Annotated in this window: 21 protein-coding genes, 1 tRNA gene and 1 pseudogene; 8 read left to right on the top strand and 15 right to left on the bottom strand. The window is 60.5% G+C overall.

From position 1 onward, the window contains the following. Positions 1–9 precede the first annotated feature (9 nt). The 4 genes from ACYP01_RS20960 to ACYP01_RS20945 form a co-directional block, all read right to left on the bottom strand. Complete coding sequence (locus tag ACYP01_RS20960) at positions 10–303, bottom strand: hypothetical protein (RefSeq protein ID WP_459682148.1); 294 nt, start codon at positions 301–303, stop codon at positions 10–12. 39 nt (positions 304–342) lie between these two features. Beyond that, complete coding sequence (locus tag ACYP01_RS20955) at positions 343–570, bottom strand: hypothetical protein (protein WP_459682145.1); 228 nt, start codon at positions 568–570, stop codon at positions 343–345. Further along, on the bottom strand, positions 567–800 hold the full coding sequence (locus ACYP01_RS20950) for a hypothetical protein (RefSeq protein WP_459682143.1): 234 nt from the start codon (positions 798–800) through the stop codon (positions 567–569). The genes ACYP01_RS20955 and ACYP01_RS20950 overlap by 4 nt, the downstream gene beginning before the upstream one ends. 129 nt (positions 801–929) lie before the next feature. Beyond that, entirely contained in the window at positions 930–1,133 is a 204-nt protein-coding gene (locus ACYP01_RS20945) for a hypothetical protein (RefSeq protein WP_459682140.1), read from the bottom strand. Positions 1,134–1,683: 550 nt separating this feature from the next. On the opposite strand from ACYP01_RS20945, the gene ACYP01_RS20940 reads away from it, so the two are divergent. Then, a complete protein-coding gene (locus ACYP01_RS20940) occupies positions 1,684–1,935 on the top strand; it encodes a type II toxin-antitoxin system Phd/YefM family antitoxin (protein ID WP_021343848.1) in 252 nt (83 codons plus the stop codon). Continuing rightward, positions 1,932–2,186 (top strand): Txe/YoeB family addiction module toxin, encoded by a 255-nt coding sequence (locus ACYP01_RS20935; RefSeq protein WP_021343849.1) that lies wholly within the window; start codon positions 1,932–1,934, stop codon positions 2,184–2,186. Before ACYP01_RS20940 ends, ACYP01_RS20935 begins: the two co-directional genes overlap by 4 nt. Before the next feature lie 279 nt (positions 2,187–2,465). Here the strand turns inward: ACYP01_RS20935 and ACYP01_RS20930 are convergent, their stop codons facing one another. The 8 genes from ACYP01_RS20930 to ACYP01_RS20895 form a co-directional block, all read right to left on the bottom strand. After that, positions 2,466–2,741 carry a helix-turn-helix domain-containing protein gene (locus ACYP01_RS20930; RefSeq protein ID WP_459682137.1) on the bottom strand — a complete coding sequence of 92 codons (276 nt, stop codon included), beginning with the start codon at positions 2,739–2,741 and terminating at the stop codon, positions 2,466–2,468. A 391-nt stretch (positions 2,742–3,132) separates the two neighbouring features. Then, positions 3,133–3,534 (bottom strand): hypothetical protein, encoded by a 402-nt coding sequence (locus tag ACYP01_RS20925; RefSeq protein WP_459682134.1) that lies wholly within the window; start codon positions 3,532–3,534, stop codon positions 3,133–3,135. A 308-nt stretch (positions 3,535–3,842) separates the two neighbouring features. Next, positions 3,843–4,175 (bottom strand): hypothetical protein, encoded by a 333-nt coding sequence (locus ACYP01_RS20920; RefSeq protein ID WP_459682132.1) that lies wholly within the window; start codon positions 4,173–4,175, stop codon positions 3,843–3,845. Next, a complete protein-coding gene (locus tag ACYP01_RS20915; RefSeq protein WP_459682130.1) occupies positions 4,172–4,483 on the bottom strand; it encodes an FDXHR family putative zinc-binding protein in 312 nt (103 codons plus the stop codon). The genes ACYP01_RS20920 and ACYP01_RS20915 overlap by 4 nt, the downstream gene beginning before the upstream one ends. 127 nt (positions 4,484–4,610) lie before the next feature. Then, positions 4,611–5,057 carry a hypothetical protein gene (locus tag ACYP01_RS20910; RefSeq protein WP_459682128.1) on the bottom strand — a complete coding sequence of 149 codons (447 nt, stop codon included), beginning with the start codon at positions 5,055–5,057 and terminating at the stop codon, positions 4,611–4,613. A gap of 54 nt (positions 5,058–5,111) precedes the next feature. Continuing rightward, positions 5,112–5,615, bottom strand: coding sequence for a hypothetical protein (locus ACYP01_RS20905; protein WP_459682126.1), 504 nt, complete (start codon positions 5,613–5,615; stop codon positions 5,112–5,114). Continuing rightward, positions 5,599–6,555, bottom strand: coding sequence for a hypothetical protein (locus tag ACYP01_RS20900; RefSeq protein WP_459682124.1), 957 nt, complete (start codon positions 6,553–6,555; stop codon positions 5,599–5,601). The genes ACYP01_RS20905 and ACYP01_RS20900 overlap by 17 nt, the downstream gene beginning before the upstream one ends. A gap of 272 nt (positions 6,556–6,827) precedes the next feature. Then, positions 6,828–7,061, bottom strand: coding sequence for a helix-turn-helix transcriptional regulator (locus ACYP01_RS20895; protein ID WP_459682241.1), 234 nt, complete (start codon positions 7,059–7,061; stop codon positions 6,828–6,830). 126 nt (positions 7,062–7,187) lie between these two features. Here ACYP01_RS20895 and ACYP01_RS20890 point away from each other — a divergent pair, with 126 nt between their 5' ends. The 3 genes and pseudogenes from ACYP01_RS20890 to ACYP01_RS20880 all read left to right on the top strand — a co-directional run bounded on the left by ACYP01_RS20890 (position 7,188) and on the right by ACYP01_RS20880 (position 8,985). Further along, entirely contained in the window at positions 7,188–7,823 is a 636-nt protein-coding gene (locus ACYP01_RS20890; RefSeq protein ID WP_459682122.1) for a helix-turn-helix domain-containing protein, read from the top strand. Beyond that, a pseudogene (locus tag ACYP01_RS20885) lies at positions 7,816–7,998 on the top strand (Arm DNA-binding domain-containing protein); the annotation flags it as partial. The gene ACYP01_RS20890 and the pseudogene ACYP01_RS20885, both read left to right, overlap by 8 nt. 78 nt (positions 7,999–8,076) lie before the next feature. Next, positions 8,077–8,985: a tyrosine-type recombinase/integrase gene (locus ACYP01_RS20880; RefSeq protein WP_459682239.1), complete on the top strand. Its 909-nt coding sequence runs from the start codon at positions 8,077–8,079 to the stop codon at positions 8,983–8,985. Between the two features lie 72 nt (positions 8,986–9,057). Here the strand turns inward: ACYP01_RS20880 and ACYP01_RS20875 are convergent. Next, a tRNA-Gly gene (locus tag ACYP01_RS20875) sits at positions 9,058–9,131 on the bottom strand. Positions 9,132–9,436: 305 nt separating this feature from the next. Here ACYP01_RS20875 and dcd point away from each other — a divergent pair. The 3 genes from dcd to ACYP01_RS20860 all read left to right on the top strand — a co-directional run bounded on the left by dcd (position 9,437) and on the right by ACYP01_RS20860 (position 12,168). Further along, positions 9,437–10,006: a dCTP deaminase gene (dcd, locus tag ACYP01_RS20870; RefSeq protein WP_003943702.1), complete on the top strand. Its 570-nt coding sequence runs from the start codon at positions 9,437–9,439 to the stop codon at positions 10,004–10,006. Between the two features lie 25 nt (positions 10,007–10,031). Beyond that, positions 10,032–10,316 carry a hypothetical protein gene (locus ACYP01_RS20865; protein ID WP_042452329.1) on the top strand — a complete coding sequence of 95 codons (285 nt, stop codon included), beginning with the start codon at positions 10,032–10,034 and terminating at the stop codon, positions 10,314–10,316. 328 nt (positions 10,317–10,644) lie between these two features. Beyond that, the gene (locus ACYP01_RS20860) at positions 10,645–12,168 is read left to right on the top strand and encodes a hypothetical protein (RefSeq protein ID WP_459682120.1); all 1,524 of its coding nucleotides are present in this window, start codon (positions 10,645–10,647) and stop codon (positions 12,166–12,168) included. 3 nt (positions 12,169–12,171) lie between these two features. Here the strand turns inward: ACYP01_RS20860 and ACYP01_RS20855 are convergent, their stop codons facing one another. Beyond that, positions 12,172–12,924 carry an IclR family transcriptional regulator gene (locus ACYP01_RS20855; protein ID WP_003943724.1) on the bottom strand — a complete coding sequence of 251 codons (753 nt, stop codon included), beginning with the start codon at positions 12,922–12,924 and terminating at the stop codon, positions 12,172–12,174. Continuing rightward, positions 12,924–14,435, bottom strand: a complete 1,512-nt coding sequence (locus tag ACYP01_RS20850; protein WP_003943653.1) for an APC family permease — start codon at positions 14,433–14,435, stop codon at positions 12,924–12,926. Before ACYP01_RS20850 ends, ACYP01_RS20855 begins: the two co-directional genes overlap by 1 nt. Between the last annotated feature and the right edge of the window lie 13 nt (positions 14,436–14,448).

Below are 14,448 nucleotides of genomic sequence, written 5' to 3'. Positions count from 1 at the left end.
CTGGGGGTTTCAAGTCAGGTGCTTGTACGTCATCTCGAAGACCGACCGAGCGTTTGCGACAGCTTCGGATTGTCGAGGACCAGGGCAGAGGAGAATCTCGACGACCGCGCCTTCAATTGATGGTGAGAGGCCATGGCACGACACGATCTCGCCGTCCTCGAGGGCGACTGCAAGGAGAAGATCGAACGCGGCCGCCAACTCGTCGTATGTGCGCGCAGGTCGGCCGGTTCTCACTCCTTCATAGAACCCCATCTTGGCGGGTTTGCGTGCCTTCTTGACGAACAACAGAGGCTTGCCTGGCATCCAGGCAAGCCTCTGGGGGTGTCGAGCGGGTTGAGTGGGTTAGTGAATGTGCATCCCATCGCTGAGGTCAGCCGCCTCGCTGAGGATCTGGGCAAGTGCCCTGGCCAATTCTGGGGTCAGGCCTTCGATCGTGTCGATTGTGTCGGAACTGATGGTGATGGGGTGACCGTGCTGGGCAACAACGTCCAGACTGCCCATCCTTTGGTCGGAATGGAGGGAGGTGATGCTGGTGCCTTCCACAGTGAAGTGATCCAGTGTGATGCTCATGCTGACACCTCCAGGAGTGCGCTTGCGGGTTCGAGTTCTTCGATTGCCTTGGTCAGCTGCTCGAGTAGGAGTTTGGCTTGCTCTGGCTCGAGGTGGAGGCTTTGGTGCTGTAGCTCTGGAATGTACAGCTGGACAAGAGGGTTGGACGGTTCTGAAGCCCAGGGGTGCACCCAGACTTCCTTGCCCTGGATGTCTGTGACTCGAGGCCTGATTGGGGTGATGTGTGCCATGTGGATGCCTTACTCGAGGGGGATGTGCCATCCAGGTTGGTGTCCCTGGGGCTGATTCATTTTTACACCCCCCTTCAAAATATTTCAACCCCCCTTTAAAATCTTGTTCTTCAAGCCAGGTGCTCGTAGTTACTTGGGGCGGGCCTTCGCGATCGTGTAGATCCGCGACAGGCTGACGCCGGCCGCCCTCGCGATGTCCGCGATGGGGATGCCAGCGTCTATTGCTGCGTAGATCGCCGCGCGGTGGGCTTCTGCTGCATCGATCGACGATTGTTGTGCCGCTTTGTTGGTCGCCGCCGTGGTTACAACGCGCGCCAGAGGATCCAATGTCATATTCCCAAATTACACCCCCCTTCAAGTTCTGAGTAGGCGAGTCCGTGCGGGATCGGTCTTCGCAGCTGCGAATGCGAAGGGGCTGGGCTTTACCTCGGCAGCGTTCAAGGGGCGTTGGCGTCGACTGGGAAGCTCAGCCGAAGCATTGCATTCGCTCGGCATGTCTCCGCGAGTAATGCTCGCGGTTGACATTTCATTCGCAGTCATAAAATGACGCCTTCGATCGAGATTCGCAAATTATGACCTGAAATTATTACAACCTGCGTGTGCAAGGGTCGGAAACGTGGTCAGCGGAGCGCGTGGATCATGGGCGCACATTCGGTGCGGCTATCCACAGCTGTTTCGGAGCGTCTTCGTGTTCGGGGCGGGAGGAGGCGAGCCAGAAGCAGCGCTTGGGGTCCTCGGTAAGGGCACTTAAATTGCCGTAACTGGCGTCACGAACCATAGTGGTACCGAATTAGGTACTAGTTTGGTACGCTACGTAGCAACAGTGGCGTAGAAACTAAAAACTGAAATTATCATCGACGCGAGCTGCTGTTCAGGAGGTCACATGTCCACTGCCATCACCGCCACGGACGCCAGGAAGTCACTGTTCCCGCTCATCGAGCAGGTCAACGACGACCACACGACGATCGAAATCGTCTCCAAGAAGGGGAACGCCGTTCTCCTCTCGAAGGACGACTACGACTCTATCGTCGAGACCGCGCACCTGCTGTCATCGCCTGCGAACGCGATGCGCCTGATCCGCAGTCTGGAGGCAACCCGACGTGGCGAATACACCGAAAGAGAGCTTCTCGAGTGAATATCGCCTTTACGGACGACGCATGGGATGACTACACCCACTGGTCCGTCGCAGACCGCAAGATGCTCAAAAAGATCAACGATCTGATCAAGGACATCAAGCGGAATCCCTTCACCGGGACCGGTAAACCCGAACCTCTGCGATACAGCGACTTGAACGCCTGGTCTCGTCGCATCGACCGCGAGCATCGCCTCGTCTACGTCGTCAAAGATGACATCATCGTCATCCAGCAGGCACGGCGACACTACTAAAAGCAACAGCCCCGGCACACAATCCATGTGTCGGGGTTTTCGACCTGATCTGCCCGGCCATCGCCCACTCCGAAGGCGGGGTCATGACGGCATCGAAATCGATTCGCGACGGTGTGCCCGAAAAACTCCCACGGGGTGGCTCACGCCGTCAGACCTGCGGAAATCCGACACCCTCGGTGTAAGAGCGCGATTCGGAATCCCGGCCATGTCGTTTCGAGGCATCCATAGGCACACGAAACCATGTTTCATCGTCGGCAATAATATCCGGGATTCGCGAAATTATCGCGTCTCGACGAAACCGTTCACACCGTGGAAGTCATCGTCTTCAGCTGCTTCGGCCGTCATTTCGGCGAGCACCGCACTGCGTCGCTCCGAGATACGAGACTTGTATGCCAGGAGATCCGCGAGATTGACCCTCCGGTGCCGACGGGGCTTCTCGAACGGAATCTCACCCTCCTCAAGCAACCGCACCAAAGTCGGACGTGAGACGCCCAGCAGCTCCGCAGCTTCCTGAGTCGTCAGTTCGTCGTCACCCGTCACCTTCTCGCTACCCATCCCCGGATCCACCCAGGTATCTAGTGTCTAGCGCGCCACTCGATAACCATCAAGTGGCGCAACATTTTTCAATCAACGATACTCAACAGTCCACACAATCGGAGAGTACGTGACCAAACCAAATCCACCGCACCACCCACCAGCGATCGAACCACTCATGACCCTCGCCGAACTGTGTTCGGTACTAAGCATCACGCCAGCAGCCGTCCACAAAGGCCGACTACGTGGTGGACACCCCCTGTACGACAAAGGATTCTGCCCACTAGGCACTCGAGCCGGCCTACGCTGGCTCACCGCCGACGTACGAGACTTCATCAACCAAGCAGCCGCGAACTCCGACTGACACACGTTCGCCCGGCCGCTCGCGTCGAGTGGCCGGGCGAAACACTCATCAATCCTCGATCGACGTCACCCGACCACCACTGGAAATGAACGCCTGACGTTCCCTGAGAGCTTTGCGCTTCACCTCTGCACGCTCCTGAGCACGCGCGACGGTTTCAGTCCGGTACGTCGACTGCCGCGCCAAATACGCAGCCCTAGCCTGCCTCCCGACTGCGTTCAGCCGCTCCACCTCCGAGTCGTGCGCGGCTGCCGTCCGTGCGGATCGATCCTGATCCCTATTGCGCCGCTCCTCGATCAACGCGGCAACATCACCATCAGTCCGGCCCGCGCGCTTACGCTCCCGGATCGCGTCAATCCGAGCCTCCTCCTCGAGGCGTTCCACCTCTCGGGCAGCACGAGCCTCCTCCTGCGACATCGGAACATCCAAAGCCTTGTCAACCTGTTCATCCAACTCGGCCCTCGCCTCCTCGCGGCGTCGAGACTGAGCCCCCGGCCCCGTTCGATCCTGGTGCGACTCCCTCAATGACTCGATCGACGCAGCGCGATCATCGTGTGACCCATTGTGCGAAACAGACATGAAACTTTCCCTTCAAACGAAGAATGGACGAGCCAGAACAAATGTTCGGAACGACGCCTCGCGCGCGCACGCGCGCACACGAGGCTCCGACCGGTTGGTGCGGGTAGCGGCAGAAACACCGTTAACGAGATAGACCCCACCGTTTGTGAGACAGACCTGCGGACCTCGGATTGGATTCGTAGTTAGTCGGACAGTCCGGTGTTTCGGAGTGTTACTTCGAGTGCTGCGCGTTTGAATTCCTTTCTGACGGGGATGTTTTCGGCGTCGCATAGTTCGAGGATTGGTTCGAGGATCATGGTGGCCATTTGTGTGATTGCGATGGCGGTGTAGTGATGGCTGTCGGTGCCGAGGGTGTGGTTGTAGTCGGTGATGAGGCTGATGAGTCGGGTTGGGCTGTCTGTGTTGGCGGCTGCTTGCCAGATGAGGTTGTGTGTTGCGCGGTCGAGTTTGTCGGGTGGGGTGTTTGGTGTGGGTTTGATTGTGGCGTCGAGTATTTGGTGGATTCGGGCGTTCATGTGAATTGCTTTCTTTGTGGGTGGGTTCCTGGCCAGCCGTAGGCGGTGAATTGTCGGGGCATTTGGGTGAGGCCGGCGGCGGTGGGGTGTAGGCAGTGGTTGCGGCGTCGGTGTTGGTCGAAGGCGCTGGGGCTGGTGAAGGTTGTGTGGCAGTTGCTGCAGTGGCATGTGGTGAGTCCGGTCCAGGTGGCTGCGCAGCAGTTGGTGTGTACGGCGGTTGGATTGCGGTGGGGTTTTTCGGCCTGGGGTTCTCCGCTGTGCGGGTTTTCCAGAGTGTCTGTGGGTGTTTGGTTGGGTTTGGTGTTCATCGGCGGTTTCCGCGATGGTCCGGGCAGAGTTGTGTTGGGTGTCGGGTGAGTTGTGCGCAGTGTGTGGTGGTGCAGCGTTTGGCTGGTGCTTTGGCGCGCTGTTGGCGATGGACTGCGATGTGGTCTGTCATGCGCGGGGCCCTTCGGGTTGTGCGGGAGTGTCGTCGTAGGGGTGGAAGGCGGCGTCGGCCGTCGAGGGCGGGATCAGGGTGATGGTGGTGCGTCCTGTGCTCGTGAATACGTCGAATTGCTGTTGTGTGTTCTTGGTGGGATCTGGGTTCCAGTGATGCGTGAATGTTCCGCCGGTGTTGCCGATTTCGACGATGGATGAGACTGGGCGACCGTCGGAGTACGTGGGGCCGGTGGTGTGTGCTCGCGCAGCAGCCTGTACGTCGTAGACGAGTTGGCTGAGCGAGTCGAGCGCACGCCGATTGCTCTCGTAGAGGTCGTCGGCCGTTGTTCGCGCGGTGGGAATGTTCTCCGAGATCGCGTGGATCGCGCGTTGGACGCGGGCTTCGACGATGGTCGCTACGTAGGCGAGGGCGTCGGCCGCGGTGTGGTTCGGACTGGGCATTGTGCGTGGGCTCTTCTCGGGCGCTACGGGCGTTTGCGGGTGTCTAGGCAGGGTTTAGCCACCTATGGGGCCGTTTGAGCGCTCTATGGCGCTCTGGGGCCTCGTTTTGCCGCGTATGGCGTCGGCGATGCGGTGCCGGTTTTCGCGGATCCAGTCGCGGTGCCGGTCTTTGGCCCAGGCGTCTGCGTGTGTGGGGTCGAGGTCGGTGGGTGGTTCCCAGTGGGGTGTCGGGATGCCGCTGATGGCTTCGATGGTTCGGGCGTGGGGTTTGTCGATCCAGCGGAGGAGCCAGCGGTTGATGCGTTCGTCGGAGCTGGTGGGCCCGAGGGGTTGTTCCCGGACGGTGGCGAGGACGTCGCCGGGCATGATCGCGAACGGGTTCGGTTTGCGGTAGTGCGTCAGGACGGCGTCGAGGGCTTCGGTGTGTCCGATGTCCTGGCCGGTGAAGCATTCGGCCCAGGCGAGGATCTGGGGGTCGTCGGCGGTGATGCGGTGGTCGATGAGTGCGGCTTTGGCGAGGGTGAGTCCTGCGATCTCGATGTCAGTCGAGCTGGGCATGGGGTGCCTCCGTGGTCGCGGTGAGTCGGTTGGTGCGGTCGAGGATCGATTGGGCGCGGTCGGCGCCGCCGGGCTTGGTGTTGCCGGTTGCGCCGTTCCGGCGTTTGAGGACTTCGGAGACGATCAGCGGCAGCGCCCTGGGTCCGAGGGTCGGCTTCTTGAGCCAGAGGGTCAGCGAGTCTCTGATGACGTCGGGTGCGGTACCGGACTTCTGGAGTGTCGAGACCTGGAGGGCGAGTTCGGTCCGGACGGTCTGGGGTTGTTCGGCGGGGATGACTTCGCGGATCACTGCCCACGCGTTCGGTGGCACTGGCGGTCCGGCGGGTTGGTCGTCGCGGTTTTCGCGCTCGCGGTCAGTAGTTGAGTTACCAACGGAAGCAGCATGCTTCCTTGCTGGTGAAACCTGATCTGGTGTAAATGAACTGGTAGTAGGCAACCTAGGTTGCCGGTATTTAGCCTCAGATTGCCGGTATTTAGACGCTGAATTGCCAGTATTTACAGCAGTATTGGCGGCAGTCTGGGTTGCCAGTATTTCGTCGGTATTGGCGGCAGTCTGGGTTGCCAGTATTTTGGCAGCCCGTTCTTTCCTGGCTCTCAGTTCTTCGGCGCACTTACACGTCAGTTCAGGCTCTTGTGACTCTCCGGGGAGAGTCAATCGGTACACGTCGACCAGCTTGTTACCTCGCCCACGCGGCGCCTTGGCTGTCAAGACGATGTAGCCGCGCGCGATTCCGTCAGCCAGGGCAGAACGAACCGTCCTTTCTGATACGTGTTGATGTGTGCCCGAGAGCGTGCGCAGACTAGTTGCAATCGTGAGGATTCCCGGCCGCACGTTCGTGCCATCTGGGTCGGCATAGGATTCGAACTCGAGCAAGACGCGCCGCGTGGCATCGGTGAGGTGCGGGTCGCGCACCACCAACTTGCGCCACTCGAACCGCATTGAGTCAGTCACGCGTGTTGTCCTCTCGAATCTGCGCGGTCGCTTACGAGATCGACGGCTTCAGTGATCGAGAGTGGGATGTGCGCTTGGCTTTCGTCGTCTATAGTTGTCAAGGCGAGACTCTGTCTGAGATAAGGGGTTTCGCGTCCACCGCGCACTGTTGGCGGCGGACACCTAAGTTTTGCTCGAGCTGTGTGGGTGTCGAGAAACTTGAGTTAGATGGTCGGGACCTTGCCAGAGGTCCCGACCACTTTCTTTGGAAGATTTAAACCTCAAGAAGCCGCCAGTGAGCGTTCGTCCATGGGGCTTCTCGTGGGTGTGTCGGAGTGCTTTTGGCTGCTATTGACTGCGTCGGACTTTTGCACCAGGTGATCGATGAACTCGTCGATTGCCTCATCCGTGGCTAGTCGGCGTCTGCCGACCTTGACCGTCCGTAGTGTGCCTGCGGCTATCTGCTCGTAGATAAGCGTTCGGCCTAAGCCTGTGCGGGCGCAAATCTCGTTCATTCCGTTGAGCCGTGCCATCTTCACTCCGTTTCGTAATGCGACAGAATGTCTCTATTGTTGTCGCGATCAGTAACGAATATACCGGGATGAGCACGAACGCACCAGGAAGTGTGGAAAACTGACTCAATGCCAAACATTGACCAGCAAGCGAAGACATGGCAGAAGCAAAATGCTGCGCGGATCGGATTGGGAATCGCGCAGCTCCGAGAAGCAGCAGGACTCTCTGCGGTGCAGCTATCCAATCGGTGCGGCGAACTCGGGTTTCCGATATCGCGCGTCGCGATCTCCAAGATTGAAAATGGATCTCGCGAAGGGAAGCTCGACCTTGCTGAGATAGTGATCCTCGCACGGGCGCTGTCAGTGCCTCCGATTCGCCTGATCTACCCAGGTATGCCGGATGAACGGGTCACGCCAGCGCCTGGCGAACCGGAAATTCGTAGTGCTGCAGCTGCAGAGTGGTTCTGGGGTCAACCAGCAACATGGGAAATCGACTACGCCCAGCCTGTTCTGTGGTCAAAACCGAAAACTAGAGGTATTCACGAGATTGCATGGGTGCGCGAACACGAGAAACTACGCCGCGGTCTCATCGAGATAGAACGCCGACTAAGGGTGTCAGATAGTCCCGCAGAGAAAGAGCGCCTGATGACCGACTACTCGAAAGTCGCTGCAGATCTCGACAAGGTTCGTGACATTCTGCGCAGCACCTTCCATGCTTCCATTGCCGCCGACCTAGATCTGACGGAGGTAGAGTTCGATGGCTAGGAAGAGGCTTCCGCCAGGCATGCGGAAAGTTGTGTTATCCAGCGGTGCAGTGCGTTACGAGGTTGCGCTCGACGCTGGGTTCGACCCTGTCACTGGCAAGCGACGGCAGACGCGTAAGCGTTTCACGAGCCTCGATGAAGCGAATGATGCCCACGCGAAAATCTCTAGCCAGGTTAACGAAGGCACCTACGTCGCCCGATCATCGGTGACGGTTGAAAAGGCTTGTGCGGACTACGTTGCGGGGCGGCATAAGTTGCGGCCGACATCGCTGTCCAAGCTCGAATACGACCTCGCTCCGCTTCGTGAGCGTCACGGCGAGAAGCTTCTGCAGTCGCTCACCAAACGTCACATCGACGACCTCGTGAAGGATTTAGTGGCAGGCGGCACCAAGACGGCAAAGGGTCGTATTCGGAAACCGTGGTCGCCAGCCGCGGTGAACAAGGTCGCTGCGACTGTCGCACAAATGCTCGAGGATGCGCTCGCACAAGGGCTCGTGGCTCGCAATGTCGCAGCGAAGGTCGATCGTGTTCCGAGTGCACACAAAGAGATGGAGACCTACTCGCCCGATGAGGTGAAGCAACTCCTTGCGCAGGCCGCAATGGACCGCAACGGCCATGGATGGCACCTTGCGCTGTCCGGCCTGCGGCGCGGCGAAATCGCAGGCCTGCGATGGACTGATATCGATTTCGCGAACAACACGCTCACGATTGCAAACAATCGGACGAGCGCAGGCGGGAAGACTGTCGAGGGCGATCCGAAGTCGAATAGCTCGCGTCGCACGCTTCCACTGACGGGCGCACTCAAGACCGCTCTGGAAGCTGCCAAGCTCCGACAGAAGCGCGAACGGCTTGCATTGGGGCCCGACTACGGCTCAGGCGACTATGTGATGAGCAACGAGGCAGGGGAGCCGTACAACCCTGCAGTGCTCTCGCGGTACTGGGCCCAGGTTGCCAAGGCGGCCGGCGTCCGGCACATAAGGCTGCACGATGCACGGCACACCGCGGCGACGACGCTGCACCTTCAGGGTGTCCCGGTCGCCGTCATCGCCGCTTGGATCGGACACTCGGATGCGAGCTTCACGATGAAGGTCTACGCACACTCACAGAACGACGCATTGAAGGATGCAGCGAAGGTTCTCGGAGGCGCAGTGACATCGCTGTGACATGTCGCGGTGATCGAACAACTGTGTGACATGAAAAAAGCGGCTCCGACGCTGGTCAGAGCCGCTTTTCTGTGGAGCCGATGACGGGAATCGAACCCGCGTATTCAGCTTGGGAAGCTGATGTTCTACCATTGAACTACATCGGCGTCGCAGCCGACCGGACGTGTTTTCACCGCCGATCAACGTGCTTTCCGAACATTATCAGACGAGCTTTCAAGCGGCGGTGTCCCCGGCCGCCATTGATCAACACAGGCGTGTTGAAGTCGGCGCCTTCGGTAAATGATTTGTCCAAAAGTTTTGTGCAGGAACGCCTTTCGGGATGGAGAACTTGAGACAAGTGGGGCTGGACTCTCCCGTGGGAGTCCAGAACCCGCGCATCGTGTTCGGTAACCACAGTGTGATCGCCCCGGCGATGGGCCGGCACTGCCCGCAGAACCGGTAACCTCTACCTGTGCTGCTCTCCGATCGTGACATCCGTGCCGAAATCTCCGTTGGACGTCTGGGTATCGACCCTTTCGACGATTCCATGGTGCAACCGTCGAGCGTCGACGTGCGCCTCGACGGTCTTTTTCGGGTTTTCAACAACACGCGGTACACGCACATCGACCCGGCACTGCGCCAGGACGAGCTGACCAGCCTGGTCGAACCGGCAGAGGGCGAGCCGTTTGTACTGCATCCCGGCGAGTTCGTTCTCGGTTCGACTCTCGAAGTGTGCTCACTGCCGAACGACCTCGCCGGCCGTCTCGAAGGTAAGTCGAGCCTCGGGCGCCTGGGCCTTTTGACGCACTCCACCGCCGGCTTCATCGACCCGGGTTTCAGCGGCCACATCACACTGGAGCTGTCCAATGTCGCAAACCTGCCGATCACGCTCTGGCCGGGAATGAAGATCGGACAGCTCTGCCTGCTCAAGCTCTCGAGCGCTGCAGAGTTCCCCTACGGAAGCTCCGAGGCCGGATCCAAATACCAGGGCCAGCGCGGCCCGACACCGTCGAAGGCGTACCTGAACTTCAACCGCGGCTGAACGAACGAACTTCGGGGGGAGTCGCATGATCGGAATTTTCTACGGTCTGGTTTTCATGAACTTGTTGTTCGTGACCAGCACCGTGTGTTTGATGAAGCCGTCCAAAGCCAGTGTTGTTGTGACCGTCTGTGCAGGGGTGGCGTGGCTGTTCTTCAATGGACCGCTGGAAGGTCAGGTCTTGTGGTCGTTGAACAGAGAACACGGTCTGACGGTCTCGGATCTGATGTCGCTTGTTGCCTTCGGCATCGCCGCTCGTGGTTGGAATCAGGTTCGCAAAGCCCGTGAAACCGTCGACGCAGATCGTTTCTGACCTGCGCGCTCACCTGGATTGACCGCCACGATTCGGACAGATGTTTCGACCTGGAGCACAACAGTCGTCGAATCGGGCACAATTACTGGTTATGTGGTGGATTGTCGGAGGCGTACTACTCGTATGGGTCGTGTGTTCCATTCCGATTGCCATCCTGGTGGGGCGGGGTATCGCGCGTCGGGACCGCGCGGAATTCGACGGGCGAAATCAACAGTGGGCCGACGAGGTTGTCAGGTCGATCGAGAAGCAATCGGAGCAGGACAATGCCGATCGGCGTAAGCCACCACTGATAAGCTGACCAGCTGGACTTTTCCGGAGGTGAGTGGGCATGGAACTTCCATCCGATACTCCCGACGAGGTCGTGGCCGCGGCCGCCGGCGGACCAAGGGTTCCGCAGTTCGATCCCACAGTGGGGATTCCGGTAGTTCCGCCAGGGGGAGATGCTCCCCACCGGTTGGTGGTCATCGGCGATTCGCTGTCGCAGGGATTCCAGAGCGGGGCGATCTTCAATACCGATCTGTCGTATCCGGCGATCATTGCTTACCAGCTGGGCCGGCTCGACCAGTTCCGCTTTCCCCGTTACGGCGGCCCGGGCGGGCTTCCGCTCAACATCGAACTGTTGCTCCGCACCCTCGAGGAGCGCTTCGGCCCACGGCTCGACCTCTGGGAGGTGCCGCTCGCACTCTTTGCTGCGCGCGCGTTCATGGATCAGGTAGAGGACTATTGGGAACGCGGACCGGGCAGCGAAGCGCCGACATTCTCGATAATCAACCACAACCTCTCGGTGTACGGGTGGGATCTTCGTGACGCTCTGACCAAGACGGCGCAGGGCTGCGAGGATGCTCTTCACCAACCGCACGACGATTTGATCAGCCAGATCGTCGAGAACAACGGCGAGCGCGCCGCACTGCGAGTTCTGCCGCGAGGCTCCGACGCCGAGAAGCGTATGACCGCGTTCGACGCAGCAGCGGAGTTGGGCAAGGAAGGCATCGAAACTCTGATCGTCTTCCTCGGTGCCAACAACGCGCTCCGCACCGTCACCGAACTCCGAGTCGAGTGGAGCGGCAACAACTTCCGTGATCCGGTCGGCAAGCGCGACTACACGGTGTGGCGGCCTGAGCACTTCGCGTCGGAGTATGCCGAGGTGCTCGCCGCGATCCGGAAGATCAACGCGCAGCACGTCATCCTCTGCACTGTCCCACACGTGACCATCGCACCGATCGCCCACGGGCTCGGCGGCAAGATCGAAATCGGATCCCGCTACTTCCCGTACTACGCACGACCGTGGGTGCGCGACACCGACTTCGACCCACAACGCGATCAACACATCACCGGCGCGCAGGCATGGGCCGTCGACAGCGCAATCGACATGTACAACGACGGAATCGAGCAAGCCGTCGCGAATGCCCGTCGGGTGGGGAAGGACTGGTACCTCTGCGATATTGCCGGGTTGCTCGAGCGCGTGGCCTCACGGCGCTACGTCACCGACGTCAATGCGCGGCCGTCATGGTGGACGCCGTACCCCCTCCCCAAAGCACTGACCGACTTGCAACCCGTGCCGGACTCGCTGTTCCTCTCCGCCGACGGTCGCGGCGGCCGCGCATCGGGCGGCCTCTTCTCGCTCGACGGCGTTCATCCCACGACAGTCGCGTACGGGGTGATGGCGCAAGAACTGGCGAACATCATGGTCACGGCCGGGGTCCAGTTCGACCGCGCTCAGGTCGATTTCGACCGACTCGTCCGACGCGACACCTTGGTGCGCACTCCGCCGCAGAATCTCGATTCCACGCTCGGCGTCATCGGCTGGGCTGACGAGCATCTCGGCTTTGCCAAACGTGTGTTCGGCCTCTGATTTTCAGCTTGCCTTCGACATCGTCGGTGCAACGATGCGTTCCGCGTACTCCCGCAACAGCACGACCAGGTCTACGTCGTCGACGGAAAGTCTGCCGGTCGGACCTATCACAGCCAAGGCACCGACGACACACCTTTCCGCGTCGTGGATCGGGACGGCGACGGCGGAGCGTCCGACACGAATCTCGTCGACCTCACGGGCGGCCTCACCGCGCCGGATCCGAGAGAGTTCGAGTTCCAACTGGTCGCCGTCGGTGATGGTGTGTGCGGTGACCTTTCGCAGTGGGGCCTCGGCCAATTCGGGTCGGTTGGCGAGGAGCAGCTTCCCGATAGCCGACGCGTGAACGGCTGTGACCAGTGTCCGTTCACCACTGAGTTCGTGGTCGGGATCGCGATCGACGAGCCGAATTCTGTTTTCTGCAAACGACGCAAGGTAGACGCCGAACCGTAGCTGTTCGCGGAGTTCTTCGAGGAGCACCGAATTGTCGATGGGTGTGGGTTCGGCGGCAGCCCCGGCTAATTCACGGGTGCGTCGGCCTAGTGCGAAGCCGGAGAGGTCGGCGATCCGAACCAGGTAACCGTCGGCGACAAGGATGTTGAGTAACCGATACGCAGTGGCAGGTGGGATGTCGGCCAGGGCGGCAATGTCCTTGGCGGTGGCTCCCGATCCGAGCCTGGCCGCCGACTCGAGGAGGGCAAGGGCGCGCTGAACCGCTCGGGGTTCGTGCCCACCGAGGTCGCGTGGTCGGCCCACCATCAGCGGGCGCCGGCAGTCGGCTCGCCCACCAGCACGATGTTTCCGGCTGCGTCGGTGGCGAACACCCCAGCTCCTGGTAGTACGTCCTCGGTTTCGGGACTGTCGAAAGCGCCGACGTGCAGCAGACTTTTGGGGCTTCGGCGTCGCAGGTAGAACTGCCAGAGTGTGCCCGAGGTCAGGATCACGAGTACGGCGATCGGTGCAACGTACGCGTGGTCGATCGTGTTGGCATAAACCAGGTAACCGAGGACTATCGCGCCGGCACCACTGCCACACGACGCGGCCGCGAGAACGCCGGGAGTGTGCTCGCCGATCCGTGTCAGGAAGACAACGCATGCGATAGCCGTCAGTGCATAGGCCACGATGACGGCGCCGCGAACCGTCAGTCGAACGTCGTCGAAGATTTCTCCGCGCCCGAGTACGGCAAAGGTTCCGCCGCCCAGCAGGACGGTGCAGACCACGGTAGTCAATGCGAAGTAGGGCGTACGGAAGGCACTGTGAACCGAGGCGAACCGGCGGGGGAGTAGGCGCTCGACACCGAACGAATAGACCAGGCGTGACGCAGCATTGGATGACGCCATCGAGGACGCCAGCCACGAGCACCCCAGACCGACGTTGAGCGCGATCACGACACCGGGGCTCACGCCCGTCGCCGTTCCGTGGAGATAGGCGTTGACGAGGGTGTCACTGCGCCCGGACCAAGCGGCCCAGCCCGCGAAGATGAAGAGCGATCCACAGATGATCGGAGTGAGAAGGACTGTGCGGGTGACGGTTACCAGCGGGCGACGGGCCTCGGGGCCGAAGAAGGCCGCGCTCTCGAATCCGGCGAGAGCGAACACGGCAGCCAGGGCGGTGAGTAACAACCCGTGGCCGGAGGTGGGGGGAACGATCTGTGCTTGTTGACTTCCGGAACCGCCCAGGATCATGAGCCCGACGATGAACAGAAGTGAACAGCTTTCGACGACGAGGATCGCGAGCGCGGCAAATCTGACACTTCGCACGAGAGCGCCGAGAATCAGCAAGGCTATCCCCAGATAGAGCGCGATGACGTGAAAAGTCTTGTCCACGTGTACACCTGCGAAGCCGAGCAATGCGATTGCGGCCTGTCCGCCGTGATAGAGCGTCATCACCGCGCTGCCGACGTACTTGACCAGCATGGCGATGCCGGTGGTCAATGCTGCCCGGGTGCCCAGGCCGCGAAAGACGAAGCTGTGCAATCCGCCCGACGCAGCCATTCGGCGGGTGAACTGCGAAACGCAGAAGGCTATGAGCGTCACCAGCACGGTGGCCGCGATGATGGTGATCATCCCGCTCAACAATCGGCCGTGTGTCAGCATGGTGACGGGCAGAACGACCATCGACACAGCAGGGGCAGTGGTTGCCACCGACTGGGCCAGCACTTCGGCGCCCGAGAGTTGCCGACGACCCAACGCGCGCAGCGGTGATCGCGCCGGGGGCTGCTTCTCGCGCGTGGTGAAGGACCGCGCGATAGCTTCGGTGAGAGCGGACATGTCGCGTCACGCT

It is taken from the genome of Rhodococcus sp. no. 34 (genome assembly GCF_054589475.1).
The sequence above is the reverse complement of the archived record's forward strand: the minus strand, read 5'-3'. Positions and strand labels throughout refer to the sequence as shown.